This is a genomic window from Mucilaginibacter ginsenosidivorans, from assembly GCF_007971025.1.
GTDB classification, from domain to species: Bacteria; Bacteroidota; Bacteroidia; order Sphingobacteriales; family Sphingobacteriaceae; genus Mucilaginibacter; species Mucilaginibacter ginsenosidivorans.
In genome coordinates this window covers 1,813,566-1,828,550 of record NZ_CP042436.1, presented here as the reverse complement: position 1 = coordinate 1,828,550, position 14,985 = coordinate 1,813,566, and the positions used below count along the sequence as shown (strand labels likewise).

The following is a 14,985-nucleotide window of genomic DNA, read 5'->3' as shown; positions in this document are numbered from 1 at the left end:
TGTTAATTTTTGTTAATTCCCTCTAAAGCATAGTAACAAAACCCTTGTATTGGGGTTATCTTTGTATAAAATATAATTATGCAGGATACGACCATTTTATGGGCTGATGATGAGATAGATTTGTTGAAGCCGCACGTACTTTTTTTGAACGAAAAAGGATATAATGTAAAAACAGTTACCAATGGCACTGATGCCGTTGACGCTTTTAGAAATAACTACTTCGACCTGGTCTTCCTGGACGAGAACATGCCGGGGCTGACTGGCATCGAAACCATGTCGCAAATAAAGAATCTGAATAACGAGGTCCCCATCGTGATGATCACCAAAAACGAGGAAGAATACCTGATGGAGGATGCCATCGGCTCAAAGATAGACGACTACCTGATAAAACCGGTAAACCCGAAACAGATACTGCTCACGATAAAAAAACTGACGGAAAACAAACGCCTGGTAACAGAAAAAACGACAATGGCTTACCAGCAGGATTTTCGCACCCTGGGGATGACGCTAAACGACCGCCTGAGTTACCAGGAATGGGTTGATGTTTATAAAAAACTGATCTATTGGGAACTGGAGCTTGAAAAGCTGGAAGATGAAGGCATGCACGAGATACTGACGCTGCAAAAAGCGGAAGCCAATGTACAGTTCGGTAAGTTCATCGAAAAAAACTATACCGGCTGGATGCAAAACCCGGAATCGGGACCGATAACATCCCCGCAGCTATTCAAGAAAAAGGTGTTTCCGAAAATGGATGGAAGGGGGCCGGTCTTTTTTATCCTCATCGACAACCTGAGGTACGACCAGTTCAAGATCATCAACCCGATCATATCTGAATATTTCCGGGTAGAGGAGGAAGATACTTATTACAGCATTTTACCAACGGCGACACAATACGCACGTAATTCGATATTCTCGGGGCTGATGCCGCTTGATATGGAAAAACGTTTCCCCGGCATGTGGCAAAATGACGAGGACGAAGGCGGCAAGAATCTTTTTGAAGAGCAGTTTTTGGCCGACCAGCTAAAACGCGTACTGCGGAAAGACAGCAAATTCTCCTACCACAAAATACTGAACATTGACGAAGGGCGCGCGCTGAACGATTCGGTAAACAACCTGATGACCAATGACCTGAACGTGGTGGTTTACAATTTCGTGGACATGCTTTCGCACGCGCGTACGGATATGCAGATGATACGCGAGCTGGCCAGTGACGATGCCGCTTACCGATCGTTAACCCTGTCATGGTTTGAGCATTCGCCATTGTTTGACCTGCTCAAATTTTTGGCGCAAAAACAGGCCCGGGTTATCCTTACAACTGACCATGGTACCATTTGTGTTAAAAACCCGAGCAAGATCATAGGCGACCGCAACACCAATACAAACCTGCGCTATAAACAAGGCAAAAACCTGAATTTTAATGCGAAGGACGTATTCCATATTAAAAATCCGCATGATATCATGCTGCCAAAATTGCATGTAAGCTCAAGTTTTGTTTTTGCCAAAAGCGACAGCTACTTTGTTTACCCGAACAACTATAATCACTTTGTGAACTTTTATAACGAAACGTTCCAGCACGGGGGCATATCGCTTGAAGAAATGATCATCCCGATTATCAGTTACGGCCCCAAATAAAATTTTGTTAATGTTTTTAACTTTGGCCCGATGGAACTGCCGGTCAAAAACATTAACGAACTGAGAGTTGCTGCCGAAAAACTGATTGTTTTCGCAGGCAACGAAAAAATATTTCTGTTTTACGGCGACATGGGCGCGGGTAAAACCACGTTCATTAAGTCGCTTTGCAGATGCCTTGGTGTAACGGAGCAAACGTCGAGCCCTACGTTCTCTATCATCAATGAATACCAGGCGACCGCTCTAAAAATATATCATTTTGATTTTTACCGGCTTAAAAAAGAGGACGAGGCATTGGATATGGGATACGAGGAATACTTTTATTCAGGCAATTACTGCTTTATCGAGTGGCCCGAAAAGATAGCCGGACTACTGCCCGATCACTATATACGGGTGGATATTAATGTTTTAAACAATGGCGAACGCTTATTAACTTTTACGAAGATTTAGTTTAACATGAAGTGTTTTTTCCCTATCTTCATCATCCGGAAATAAGCACCAATGAGTTCGGAGTTATACAGTGGATTTTCTGATGTTGCCAGGCAGGCAATGATGCAGCCCCAGGAGTCGATGCTGGAGGTAAAGAATAAAAAAAACAAACTTTATATTGGTATCCCCAAGGAAACATCGTTCCAGGAAAACAGGATAGCTTTGACACCGCTGTCGGTGGCCCTGCTTATTAACAACGGGCACGAGGTAATACTGGAAAGCAATGCCGGGCAGGCCGCAAATTTTTCTGACAAAGATTATAGCGACCAGGGTGCAAAAATAGTTTACGATACCAAGTCGGTTTATGAGGCAAACCTGATCATCAAAATAGCTCCGCCGACAATGGAGGAGATAGCCATGATGAAAACGCACCAAATTCTGATCTCCACCCTCCAATTATCAACCCTGAAAGCTGATTGCCTGCACGCCCTTCTCCATAAAAAAGTGACCGCATTGTCGTTCGAACATCTGCGTGACGAGGGTGGCTCCTTAGCCGTTGTGAGGGCAATGAGCGAGATAGTCGGCGCAACATCAATATTGATAGCAGCCGAATACCTGAGCAATATATTCGACGGCAAAGGGCTGATGCTGGGCGGCATAACCGGCGTACCGCCGACCGAGATCGTGATATTGGGCGCAGGGACCGTAGGCGAATACGCCGCACGAACTGCTATTTCGCTCGGTGCAGAGGTAAAGGTTTTCGATCCGTCAATTTACAAACTGCGGCGATTGCAGAATAATATAGGAACAAGGGTATTTACATCGGTAGTGCAGCCTATCGTGCTCGAGAAGGCCATCACCACCTGCGATGTAGCCATCGGCGCTATGCGGGCCGATGACGGCCGCAGCCCCTGTATTGTTTCGGAAAGTACCGTAAGCAGGATGAAACCCAATTCGGTGATCATTGATGTCAGCATAGATCAGGGCGGTTGTTTCGAAACATCTGAAGTAACCAATCACACCCACCCGGTTTTCCGGAAATATGATGTCATCCATTATTGCGTGCCGAATATAGCCTCAAGGGTTGCACGGACGGCTACCTATTCGCTCACCAACATCTTTACCCCCATTTTGCTGGACATCGGCGAACAGGGCGGATTAAAGAACGTTATCTGGCAAAAGTCGGGCGTACGTAACGCCGTATACATCTACGAGGGGCAATTGACCAATAAATTCATTGGCGAAAGGTTTAATATTCCGTGCAAGGATCTTGACCTGCTTATAGTTTCGCATCGTTAATAATAGTTTTTTTAATATTACCTAACACCTTTATGATCACATTTTTAAACTTAAAAAAAACATTTTTTTTATCCATCCTGATACTTGCCGGAAGCGCTGTATCTGCACAAGACATCATGTCAAAAGCCTGGGATGCATTTTTTGAAAACAGGCGGGCAGATGCCAAAGAACTATTTATGCAGGCCGCAAAACAACCCGGAGCCACCGGCAATGCCTTGCTTGGATTGAGCATATTGTCTCATGGCGATGGGCCGGCTTTACAGTCATTTAACTATTTTAAACAGTTTTACGCGCAAAGCAAAAATCCACAGCCTTATGTTTATGCGCTTTGGAACACCCCTTCAATAAATGAAACGTTTGGAAAAAAAACGCCCGAACAGCTGGCATTTTTGCGGGAACTGGCTACAAATAAAAACTATGATGGGACTATAGCCGCAATAGCGTACTCCATGCTGGGCAAACACTACGAAACCAGCAAAAAAACAGAACAGGCAAATAAAGAATACGCCAATATAGGCTCTGTTGACTCATGGGCAATTAGCGGTGAGTTTGAAAATATTTCGAGCAGTGGATTTGATAAAAGCTATGAAACTTTAAATCACCCGGAAGATACATCTGCTTTTAAAAATAAAAAAGGAGTTAAAGTCGCCTGGCATAGTGTGCCCTATTTACGCCATGATAAATGGTTTGATTTTACTTATTACGCCAACGCCTACAACTCAATTATGTTTGCCCAAACATTTGTAAAATCAGACACCGAAACAGAGGTGCAATTACGTATCGGTGTCTCTGGGTCATTAAAAGTATGGGTGAACGACCAACAAATCATTTCAGAACCCGAGGAAAGAAACAATGATCTTGATACCTATATTCAATCAATGAAGCTGCACAAAGGCTATAACCGCATTTTAGTGCAAATCGGTGAAAGCTATGCAGAGCGTTCAAATTTTCTTTTGAGGATAACAGACGAAAAAGGCGATGTAGTGCCAAACCTAATGAGTACTTACAAAGCACAGCCATATACCAGAGAAACTAATTATACCTCACATAAAATAGAACAATTCGCCGTCGCCTATTTTGACCAGCAGATAAAGAAAGACGCCAACGATAATCTTTCGAAACTATTGCTTACGCAAATTTACTTACGTGAGGATAAGACATTTGAAGCACGAAGGCTGATAGAGCCTTTACTAAAAAAATATCCTAACAGCACTTATCTAAACTCGTTGCTGCTAGAGGTATTTAGCAAAACAAATAACCGCACGGGAGCAGAAACTGTTAAAGAGAGGATCAAGATGGCAGACCCGGAAAGCAGCTTATCACTGACACTGAAATACCAGGAACTGTTAGAACAAAAAAACTATGATAAAGCCGCCTCGGTGATCGACAAACTGGAAGTTAATTACCCATTTCAGCGGGAGTTTATATATCTGGCAAAGATGAACCTTGCCGGTTACAATAAAAACCAGGATGAGTTAATCAAGGCGACCGAAGAGGCTTACAATAAATTCCCTGACAATCAGAGTTTCGTATATATCAAATACCTGATTGAAACCAATTTGAGAAAAAACACCGCAGCCGCCCTTGAAGTCCTTAAAAAATATGTCGACAATAACGATAATTACACTTACGCTAAACTATTGGCAGGGACTTATTTCACAGCAGGAAATTCGACGGCCGGGCTGAAGGTTTACCAGGACGAGATTTATAACGATCCTATTGGTGTTGCTATATATGAGGATTTGGCAGAACAATACTATAAGCTGCAAATGTATGACAAAGCCGCGGATAGTTACCTCGATTGTATCCGCATTGCCCCAACGCGTGCCAGTTACTACACGTCGCTCGGCAAGATATATGAAGCTAACAATCAAAAAGATAAATCCATACAATATTATCAGAAAAGCCTCGAATTAGATCCCAGTAACTACGAGTCGATCAAGTCATTAAGGAAGCTGCAGAATAAAAAAGACGTATACAGCTATTTTGAAGAACCTGATATAGATGCGATTATCAAAAACGCTCCAGCGGCAACGGATTACCCTGACGATAACTTTGTTATGCTGGACAAAGAAACCCAAAGAATTGTTTATGAAAATGGAGGGTCTGAGGATAAAAACTTCCTTGTTGCAAAGATACTTACCCAAAAAGGTATAGAAAGCTGGAAACAGTATGATATTGACACGGATAACGGGCAGGATCTTACTGTTGAAACTGCTGAAGTAATAAAGGCAAATGGTAATAAAATTCCCGCGGAGCGCAATGACGGATCTTTGGTTTTTACGAATCTTGAAGTGGGTGACGTAGTGAATATCCGGTATAAAACGGAAAATTATTTCAAGGGGAGGCTTGCCAGTCATTTTTGGGATACCTTCTATTTTACGATGGGATACCCATGCGTAAATTCAAAATACTCATTGCTGATCAGTAAGAATAAAAAATTCAGCTATAAATTTTCCAGGCAAGTCATAGAACCACAAAAAACGAGTGCGGATGAGTTTGATATGTATGTTTGGAAAGACAGCAAATCCAAATCGTTAGAGTACGAAGATAAGATGCCTGCACTTGACGATGTTGCTAATATTCTTTACCTCACTTCGATCCCCGACTGGAAATTCGTTTCTGACTGGTATAACGATCTGGCATCTGCCAAAGCGCGTAAGAATTATGAGGTTACCGAGGTGGTACGTGATATGTTTGATGGAAAGGCAAACCTGACGGACATGCAAAAAGTTGAAAAAATTTATGATTATATTACAAATAATATCAGCTATAGCTCAGTATCCTTCAGGCAAAGCGGGTGGATACCCCAAAACCCGGCCGACGTTATTAATACCCGAATTGGGGATTGCAAAGATGTATCCACTCTTTTTGTTACGATGTGTAAGGAGGCTGGTATAAAGGCCCAACTGGTGTTGGTAAAAACGCGGGACAACGGTTTAAATAAAATGGTCGTTCCTGCTATCGATTTTAACCATTGTATTGCAAAAGTGGAGCTTAACGCCCGGGACTACTATATCGAGCTGACGTCGCAATATTTACCATTCCGCTGTATTTACACAACAGAATTGAACTCAGCCTTATTGGATATTGGCGATGATAATACAACAAATACGATTAAATATCTGAACCCAGCTACCAGAAAACAAAACAATATTCATCGCTCCGTCAGCATCATCTTGAAAGACAGAGATTTTTTAATAAATGAAAACACTTATAAAACGGCGTCACTGGCGGGCGGTATAAGAGAAGCATACAATGAATTATCATCAAAAGATCAGGTCAAAAAAATAAAGGAGGCTATAGCAGTGGAATACCCGGATAATGAGATTACCGGACTTAGCTTCAGCAATATGGCGAAGAACAGCGGCGATACGGTATATATGAAACTGGATTATCAACTAAAAAATATTACTAAAGTGATTGCAGGGATGTCTGTATTTTCATTGCCATGGTCAGATAAATTCACTCCTTCTGATATCCAGATCATCCTGCCGCGTGCAACCGGTCTTGACCTGAGCCAGATGTATGAAATGGATAACGAGACGGAAACCATAACCGTAACGGTACCTGCCGGGAAGAAAATAATTGAAGGCCTTATACCCATTAAAATAAGCAACGATATCTTAGACTACAGTATTGTATCAAAGATGATCGGGAATAAACTGATATTAACCCGCACATTTAAGCTAAAAAAGGATTTTATACCTGCTGAAAAATCTGCTGAATTCAATAATATATTTAAAAAAATGGTAGAGGCCGACAATAAAGAATTTGCAATGAGGTAGTTACATTCGCGGATTTCAAGTCTCCGAGGTCTGTATTTAAGAAGTTTAAAAAAATCCTTGTGGAATAAAAAATGCTGACTATATTTGCAGCCCCAACGGAGTGGTAGTTCAGCTGGTTAGAATACATGCCTGTCACGCATGGGGTCGCGGGTTCGAGTCCCGTCCATTCCGCCAAGCACATTTTCAAAATTGTAAAAACCCCTTAATTTTCAAAATTAAGGGGTTTTTGGCTTTTAAGGGATACCCCAAAATCGCCAAAATTGTCAATTTTAACGCCAACATCAGTGCGTCACCATTTTTTAAAGAAAATGACGCACGAAATATCGGTTAATTAATTGACATCCAGCCAGTTCATGTGATGAACATCTTGATTGCCGACGCCTGCATTTCGAAATTTGTTTAATCTTTAAATTATTTCGTCATGTTAGAAAAAAGCTTTGGATTACTGTTTTTTTTGAAAAGTTCAAAAAGTCAGCGAGACCAGAACCTTCGGACCGTGTATTTACGCATCACAGTAGACGGTTCCGCAAAAGAATTATCCACTAAAAGGATCTGGCCCCAGGAGCGCTGGAGCCAATCTGCCGGCCGCGCGACCGGCAACAAAGAAGATGCCAGGGCACTCAATACCTACCTCGATGTATTATGCAGCGAGGTCTACAAAGCCAAGCAACATCTTATAGAATCAGGTAAACCGATTACCGCAGATGCTTTAAAAAACTTATTGACTGGACAGGGTGACGAATCGCGTAAGATCGTCGCGGTATTTGACGAACACAACGCACAAATGAAAGCCCTGGTTGGTGCAGAATTCGCTCCTTCAACCTTAACGCGCTACAAAACCGCGCGCGACCATACCGCCGCATTTATCAAATGGCAGTACGGAAAAGATGACCTGTCTTTAGCCGATCTTAACTACGAATTTGTAACCCAATTTACCTTCTGGCTGAAGACAGAGAGAAAGTGCGGCCACAATGCCGCTGTTAAATACATTGGCAATCTAAAAAAGATCGTTTTAGACTGTATCAAAAAAGGCTGGTTACTCAGGGACCCTTTTGCCAATTTCAAAATGAACCGCAAAGAAGTTGACAGGGTGGCGTTAACCAGAGATGAATTAAAGCGCATCGCAAAAAAAGACTTCGAAAATGAGCGGTTGAACAACGTCAGGGACATTTTCCTGTTTAGCTGTTACACTGGGCTGGCCTATATCGATGTCTATAACCTGCGCCGTTCCGAGATTATTGACGGTGTAGACAACAGCAAATGGATCATCACCAGGCGCCAGAAAACCGACTCAGCCACCCGCCTGCCGCTGCTTCCGGGGGCATTAGAGATCATGGCCAGGTACGAAGACCATCCGAAATGCGTCAGCAAGGGATTGGTATTGCCGGTGCTGACCAATCAGAAAATGAATTCCTACCTTAAGGAGATCGCCGACCAAAGCAAGGTTAACAAGAACCTGACCTTTCATATCGCCCGCCACACTTTTGCCACAACGGTTACACTTAGCAATGGTGTACCTATCGAAACCGTGTCTAAAATGCTTGGGCATAAGTCACTCAAACAGACACAGCATTATGCCAAGATCGTTGATACCAAGATCAGCGAAGACATGGCCATACTTAAGAAAAAGCTGCGGCTGACCTAGCGACACGGTATTTATTACAGGAAATAAGAAAAACATTAAAAGACAAGTAGCCTTATAAGGCTACTTTTATTATATTTGTATGGAAAAAATAAGAACCGTCAAATTTTACAAACGATACTTTCTTGATTTCTTTGAGGGTCAGAGACCGAAGGTCAAAGAAAAGATTGTCTGGACACTAAAGATCATAGAAGAAACCCGGCTGATACCGGAAAATTATTTCAAATACCTGGAAGGCACTGAGGGTTTATATGAGATCCGCGTGCAATCCGGTGGAGATATTTTCCGGATATTCTGCTTTTTTGACGAAGGACAGTTGATTATTGCAGTGAACGGATTTCAAAAAAAGACTCCAAAAACACCTATAAAAGACATTGTGCGTGCTTTAAAAATCAAAAAGGAATATGAAAAAGCAAAATAAAGAACTGACCTCCCTTGACGAACTGATAGACCGGGAGTATGGTGTTAAGGGAACGGCAGCACGCGACGAGTTTGAAGCAGGCTACGAAGAATTCAAAATAGGCGTAATGATCCACGAGGCCCGTTTGGCCAAAGGAATGACCCAGACAGAACTTGCGGAAAAATGTGGTACAACCAAGGCCTATATCTCTAAAGTAGAAAATAACCTGCGTGATGTCCGGATTTCAACCTTAAAAAACATTATTGAAAACGGCCTCGGGGGCCGCTTGCAGTTAAGTATCAAAATTTAACCTGTCTGATCCCATGAATGAGCAAAAAGCTATTGCATCCATTGCAGCAGAAAAAACCTACTTCATCCGCGGACAACGTATGATGCTTGATTTCGATATTGCCGACATGTTGAAGTAGATACCAAACATATCCGGCGTGCAGTTGCCAAAAATCCCAAACGTTTCCCCCCGGATTTTATTTTTTTGCTTGCAGCAGCAGAATGGGAGGAGTTAAAAAGACAAATTGGGCCTGCGGCTGTTCAGTCCGTAAAGCAGGTACCATATGCCTTTACTGAGGCGGGAGTATTGATGTTATAAGGCCAGATTAAGAGTGAGGTCGCCGTCAAGGTAAGCATTAGGCTTATTGAAGCCCTGTTTATTTTCAACAGGTCCGTTTAACGAACAATCGCGCGGCATTATCTATTAAAACTATTACCGTGACTTTTTAGAGGTTTTATTTAGTTTGCTGAGCGTTGTTCGGACGATGCCGACTAAGTCTATCCGGGCCAAGTGTTTAACCACCTAGGATTTCTTTATCACCAAATGCACCAGCGCCGGATCACTCAGTAACCGCTCCATCTCCAGCTCAATCATATCCCGGATATCCTGCCTGATCTGCAGATAATTCCGTTCGACAATAGCCGGGCTGATCTTCCTTACCTCCGGCAACGGCACATACCCGTCGATCTCTTTTTTCAGCGCTGCATGATCGTTTACGATCTCACAGTGGAAGGCTTTTAATTCGATCTTACAGTCCGGGTTATCGGCTACCATCCCCACAAACTCGCCTGAGCTGAGAGCCGAAATGCGCGAGGCCGGCACCGCCGCCTCCAGCTGCTTCGACCGGCTGACCGAAGTATCGTTGCTATTGATGGACAGGCTCTCCCGGTCCTGCATGATGCGCCCGATCTTTTCCGAAACGAACTTGGCCGTATCCCCCGACACCTGACCCACCGCCATATTGCCCACGATGTTCATGATCACGTCCGCCTGCTCGCGCCCGTAGTCCTTGCGCAGCTGGCTGGCATCCTGGATGCCGAGCGTGGTGGCGATCAGGTTAGACCGGCCCGTTGCGATCGTCGGGATGATGTCCGTCGTCAGCGTCGGGAACTCATCGAATACCAGGCTGCATTTGAGCTTGTTTTTCTGGTTAATGATCTTCAGCAGGCGGTTGGTGAACAGCGACAACACGGCACCGTAGATCTGTATCTTCTGCGGGTTGTTCCCCATGCAAACGATCTTCGGCGCATCCGGGTTATTGATATCCAGCGTGAACTCATTGCCCGACAGCACGTAGTACAATTGCGGCGAAGCGATCCGCGCCATCGTGATCTTGGCCGAAGCGATCTGGCCCTCCAGTTGCTCCACCGCATCGCGCTTATAAGCGCTGATAAAGGGATTGATCAGCACATCGATCTCCTTTTGCGTGCTCAGCACCGTGAACAGGCTGTCATAATCCACCTGCATCAGTTCGATCACATGCGGCAGCGTGCAGAACTCCCCGTCTTTATAACGCCTCAAATACCAGATGATCGCTGTCAGGAAGTTGATCGGCGATTCCACAAAGAAGTCGCCCTGCCGCCTGATCCACTCCCGGTTCAGACCCAGCAGGATCGTCCGCGCCGATTCCACCGCATCCGTCAAATCCAGCATCCCCGAAGGATCCAGCGGGTTGCAGCGGTTCGACCGCGCCAAGTCATCGAAATTGATGGAAAAGAACGCCGGTACGACTTTATACCTGTGCTTATACGTCAGCCAGGTATTGTACGCAATGACCGCCAGATCCGGCATTTTGAAGTCGTAGACGAACATCGCAAAACCCTTGCGGATATGCTGGGTGATCACATGCCGGATCACGAAATAACTCTTGCCCGAGCCCGGCGAACCCAGCACCAGCAATGCCCGGAACAAATTGATGAAATTGATCCAGGAAGGCCGTTCCCTGCGCTTCAGGATATATTTTGCCGGCAGGTTCACCGAGAATTCGTTTTCCAGCAGCCGTTCCTCCTGCGGGAAAGTCTCCTGGTCGCGGTTGAAAATATCGCCCTGCAGCCTGTCCCGGATAATGCGCGACAGCATCGTCCCGCCGCTCAGGATAAGCAAAAAGCCCAGGCCCGTGGTGCCCATATAAAGCAGTGCCACAACCGTATCTTTCGCCGGAACCAACAGTAAAAAGTAGCTGGCAAGGAAAAAAAAGACACCTACAACGAGGTAAAGCAAAGCCACCCTGACCGTCTGCTTTTCATCCTTCTTCCCGCGCACCCCGGTCAGCGCAATGACCAGGAAAGCCAGCGCCATTAGCTTCGGTTGCAGAAAGCTGCTCAGCAACCCGGTCTTAACAATATTTCCCAGGAGCCTATCCGAAATACCCGAGACCAAATGCCAGTCAACAAAGGCGCCGTAACACACCACATAAAAATGCAGCAACAACAACACGATACTGATCAGCCTCGTCATATCCAAGATCTTGCGCATCGCCTGATCATTCTCTCCGGTTTGCATAAAACAGCCCCCTCTCAATCTCCCTTGCTTCGACTGCGCTCAACACAGGCAACGGGAAAACTTTTTAATCATCCACACTCAACTCCTGTCACTCGCCACAGCGGACAGCCAGCGCCCGCCATCCCTCAATTGCCGAAAACGGTCCATCATTCACCCCAAAAAACATCTTGCCATCAACCCGGCGCGATCCGCACCCGTTTCTTCTTTTTGCGTCTCCTCCGCCGGAGTTCAGCATCCATGCCCGCCGTTTGCTCACCGTCCACCAGCAGCTCCTCCGCGAATCGCGACAAACCACCTTTCAACACGTCACCACCCAAAAATTCCGGAACAAATTCACGGCCTTCACCGCCGTTTGCCTGACCCGCCTGCACCACCCGTTTTTGCCTTTGTACGTTTTGTTTTTTCCCCTCGTCCGCCCCCCTGTTGGTGCAGCGGTCCAGTATAGCCTTTGCGCTGAACGCCTTGCCCAGCTCACTGCCATTGAACACCACTTTTCTCTCATGATCCACAAAGGTCAGCCCATACACCACACCATCCGCATTTTGCCGCACCAAAAGGTCAATACCCTTTTCCCGCAAGGCCATTTGCAAATCGGACAGGCGCTTTGCCCCTCGTACAAAAGCCATGTTCACTTCATAAGCCACCCGCTTGTTTTTGCCCGCCTTTAAAGCTTCATTCCTTGTGAATTTTTCCTGCAAATTTTTTAAGATCGGCTTACTGGCAAAATCGCTCGCCTTGATCGGCACGCCAACCTTATTACCATCCCCGTCCAGCATACGAAATACCAACCCTTTGTGCCTGTTCACCCGCGAACCCTCGGCGCCCGTGTCCGCCACAATATTGTACAAACCCAGCACCGCGTTCAACTGCGCCAGCGACGAAAAACGATAACTGTCCGTCACGACATGGATGATCGTATTCATTGCTTTTTTCGTTTCCATCCGGCCGTAAAGCGCGCGCGAAACATTGATGGGTTTAAATTTTTCGCCCAATTTTTTTTCCTGATCGGTCGCTACCACCAGACCATATTCTTTTTCCAATTCCACGCAAGCCGGCCGGGCTTTGTCTTTTCCGATATTATGCATATTGATCGCTTTGCCATCCGCCTGAATATTCGTCGATAAAAGATGAATATGCGGGTGCCCCGCATCGAAATGCTGGTATAATAAATAAGGCTGTCCGCCAAACCCGATCTTGTCCATAAACAATTCCGCGATTTCTTTTAGCTGTTCATCTGATAGTTTCTCTGAAGGATGAAAGTTCAGCGAAACATGCAGCGTATTCACCTTTGTGCGCTGGTTTAATTCCGTCAGTAGTTCCAGCCGGCGAAGCTTCTGGTGAAAGTTCATATCCGCCGCATCCATCGGATAAAAACCGGCGTCCAGACAAGTCGCCATACCCGCCTTCACCTTGTTCTCGTTGTAGTTCAAACAATCCCTCAAACTCTTATGCGTATGCACTACTGCAACCATTGCTCGCTCACCGAATTGATCTTCAATTTCACCTCTTCGAACAGGGCAAAATAAGCATCCCGGTCGCGTCCGAAACGCTCCACCCAAACCTGCATCTGCGGCGAATGATCCGACCTGTTCAACCGGTGCACCGCCTGGTTAAAATTCACCCCGATAGCATGCAGTTCCCGCCTTAACAGTACCAGTTCAGCGACCAGTTCATCCAAAGATTTGTTCCGCGAATAGACCGTGATCTTCCTGCCAAACAATGCCCCCCGCACGAACTCCGAGAGCTTTTTCACCGTGCTGTTCTTCCAGCTTTTTTCCAGCTCCCCGTATTCATCGGATGTCAGCCGCAGCCCGATGATCCGCGTGCGCCCTTTTCCTTTAGCAGTCTCATTCGCTTCCATCACTACATCTCCATCATTATTCCGAACACCAAATACAGCCATCAAATACAGGTCTTCAACCGGCCCCCGAGTTCCGAGGATAGGGCGCCCAGGTCAGTTGTTGTTAAACAACTGTACATCTGGCCGCACGCAAATTGGCGTGCTCAAACGTCTCCCGGTGAGGGAAAAATCACAAAAGACAACAAACCAGCAAAACGCCTAAACGTGCAAACCGACTTTTTGCCTGACTTTCGGCGTTTCGCCCTTATGCTGTAACCATTCGTTCAAATCCTTGAACCGCTCATATAGTCCGCTTTCATCCACGTAACGGGAACCCAGCGACAAAGCATAATCCCGATAAGCCAATCCCGTCACATCCCGGTCGAGCCATAAATGGACCCGCTCGTGCCGCTCCAGAAAAGGCAGCGCCCGTTCAAACAAACCCGCCCCGTTCAACACCAGCACATCCGCCGAACAAGGGTCGGTATAAGGGTGCAACGTGCGCCAGGAAAGAAAGTCCATAAAGCCCTCGAAAACATGCGCCGCAGCCGCGCCATGAACCAGGCAGGTAATATCTTTCGGCGATGAACTCCGCTTGAAATTTTTGTTGCGGATCTCCCAGCCCCCGGCATCATTCTGAAAGCCGATACCATAGCAGGAACGCCCGGCCACCTCGTAGGAAACTTCCTTGCAGAAAGCATCCGCCACCGATATCGGTATCGATCTTTCATGAAGGTAATTTTTAAGCGGATAAGCGTACAGCGGCCGTACATTTTTCACCGCCAAACGGCTCTCGTTGCGCAGCTCAGCGGCGAACCGTTCCGGCTCAAAAGCCTGCAGCGCATGCATGGAATAACGGCGGCCCAAAATTTCCGGCAATCCCGGAATATCGCAGCCATAATACCGCAGGAAAAAATCCAGCGGGTTGCCGCCCGCGCCCAGCCCGAAATCATACCATTCGTTCGTTAAGCGGTCCACATGAAAGCTCGCCGTTTTCTCCTCGCGCAGCGGCGACAAATACCACCAGTCCGTATCCTGCTTCCTGCGCGCCACCGGGTCAAATCCTTCCAGTTCCAGGAAACAGGTCAGATCTATTTCCCGGAGCTTACTTAGCGAAAAATATTCAGCACCTATATCCATCTCATTAATTAAAACCAAAAGTAGAGG

Annotated in this window: 13 protein-coding genes and 1 tRNA gene; 10 read left to right on the top strand and 4 right to left on the bottom strand. The window is 45.9% G+C overall.

What is annotated here, in order from left to right; genetic code table 11:
• The first annotated feature begins 78 nt into the window (after positions 1 to 78).
• From porX to FRZ54_RS24970, 10 genes are all read left to right on the top strand, one after another.
• The gene (gene porX, locus FRZ54_RS08365; RefSeq protein WP_147031176.1) at positions 79 to 1,632 is read left to right on the top strand and encodes a T9SS response regulator signal transducer PorX; all 1,554 of its coding nucleotides are present in this window, start codon (positions 79 to 81) and stop codon (positions 1,630 to 1,632) included.
• A gap of 30 nt (positions 1,633 to 1,662) precedes the next feature.
• On the top strand, positions 1,663 to 2,079 hold the full coding sequence (gene tsaE / locus FRZ54_RS08360; protein WP_147031175.1) for a tRNA (adenosine(37)-N6)-threonylcarbamoyltransferase complex ATPase subunit type 1 TsaE: 417 nt from the start codon (positions 1,663 to 1,665) through the stop codon (positions 2,077 to 2,079).
• 51 nt (positions 2,080 to 2,130) lie between these two features.
• The gene (locus tag FRZ54_RS08355) at positions 2,131 to 3,357 is read left to right on the top strand and encodes an alanine dehydrogenase (protein ID WP_147031174.1); all 1,227 of its coding nucleotides are present in this window, start codon (positions 2,131 to 2,133) and stop codon (positions 3,355 to 3,357) included.
• Between the two features lie 32 nt (positions 3,358 to 3,389).
• A complete protein-coding gene (locus FRZ54_RS08350; RefSeq protein ID WP_147031173.1) occupies positions 3,390 to 7,145 on the top strand; it encodes a DUF3857 domain-containing protein in 3,756 nt (1,251 codons plus the stop codon).
• Between the two features lie 97 nt (positions 7,146 to 7,242).
• Positions 7,243 to 7,319: transfer RNA gene (locus tag FRZ54_RS08345), tRNA-Asp, on the top strand.
• 247 nt (positions 7,320 to 7,566) lie between these two features.
• The gene (locus FRZ54_RS08340) at positions 7,567 to 8,790 is read left to right on the top strand and encodes a site-specific integrase (RefSeq protein ID WP_147031172.1); all 1,224 of its coding nucleotides are present in this window, start codon (positions 7,567 to 7,569) and stop codon (positions 8,788 to 8,790) included.
• A gap of 79 nt (positions 8,791 to 8,869) precedes the next feature.
• A complete protein-coding gene (locus FRZ54_RS08335; protein WP_147031171.1) occupies positions 8,870 to 9,208 on the top strand; it encodes a type II toxin-antitoxin system RelE/ParE family toxin in 339 nt (112 codons plus the stop codon).
• A complete protein-coding gene (locus FRZ54_RS08330; RefSeq protein WP_147031170.1) occupies positions 9,192 to 9,497 on the top strand; it encodes a helix-turn-helix domain-containing protein in 306 nt (101 codons plus the stop codon). The genes FRZ54_RS08335 and FRZ54_RS08330 overlap by 17 nt, the downstream gene beginning before the upstream one ends.
• A gap of 13 nt (positions 9,498 to 9,510) precedes the next feature.
• Positions 9,511 to 9,615, top strand: coding sequence for an ORF6N domain-containing protein (locus FRZ54_RS24655; RefSeq protein ID WP_147031169.1), 105 nt, complete (start codon positions 9,511 to 9,513; stop codon positions 9,613 to 9,615).
• 11 nt (positions 9,616 to 9,626) lie between these two features.
• Complete coding sequence (locus FRZ54_RS24970) at positions 9,627 to 9,794, top strand: ORF6N domain-containing protein (RefSeq protein WP_147034450.1); 168 nt, start codon at positions 9,627 to 9,629, stop codon at positions 9,792 to 9,794.
• A 204-nt stretch (positions 9,795 to 9,998) separates the two neighbouring features.
• Here FRZ54_RS24970 and mobC read toward each other — a convergent pair whose 3' ends face one another.
• The 4 genes from mobC to FRZ54_RS08300 form a co-directional block, all read right to left on the bottom strand.
• Positions 9,999 to 11,978, bottom strand: a complete 1,980-nt coding sequence (gene mobC, locus FRZ54_RS08315) for a conjugal transfer protein MobC (protein WP_147034449.1) — start codon at positions 11,976 to 11,978, stop codon at positions 9,999 to 10,001.
• A gap of 173 nt (positions 11,979 to 12,151) precedes the next feature.
• Positions 12,152 to 13,450, bottom strand: a complete 1,299-nt coding sequence (locus FRZ54_RS08310) for a relaxase/mobilization nuclease domain-containing protein (RefSeq protein ID WP_147031168.1) — start codon at positions 13,448 to 13,450, stop codon at positions 12,152 to 12,154.
• Positions 13,438 to 13,881, bottom strand: a complete 444-nt coding sequence (locus FRZ54_RS08305; RefSeq protein ID WP_228462659.1) for a plasmid mobilization protein — start codon at positions 13,879 to 13,881, stop codon at positions 13,438 to 13,440. Before FRZ54_RS08305 ends, FRZ54_RS08310 begins: the two co-directional genes overlap by 13 nt.
• Positions 13,882 to 14,037: 156 nt before the next feature.
• On the bottom strand, positions 14,038 to 14,958 hold the full coding sequence (locus tag FRZ54_RS08300; protein WP_187359795.1) for a toprim domain-containing protein: 921 nt from the start codon (positions 14,956 to 14,958) through the stop codon (positions 14,038 to 14,040).
• Between the last annotated feature and the right edge of the window lie 27 nt (positions 14,959 to 14,985).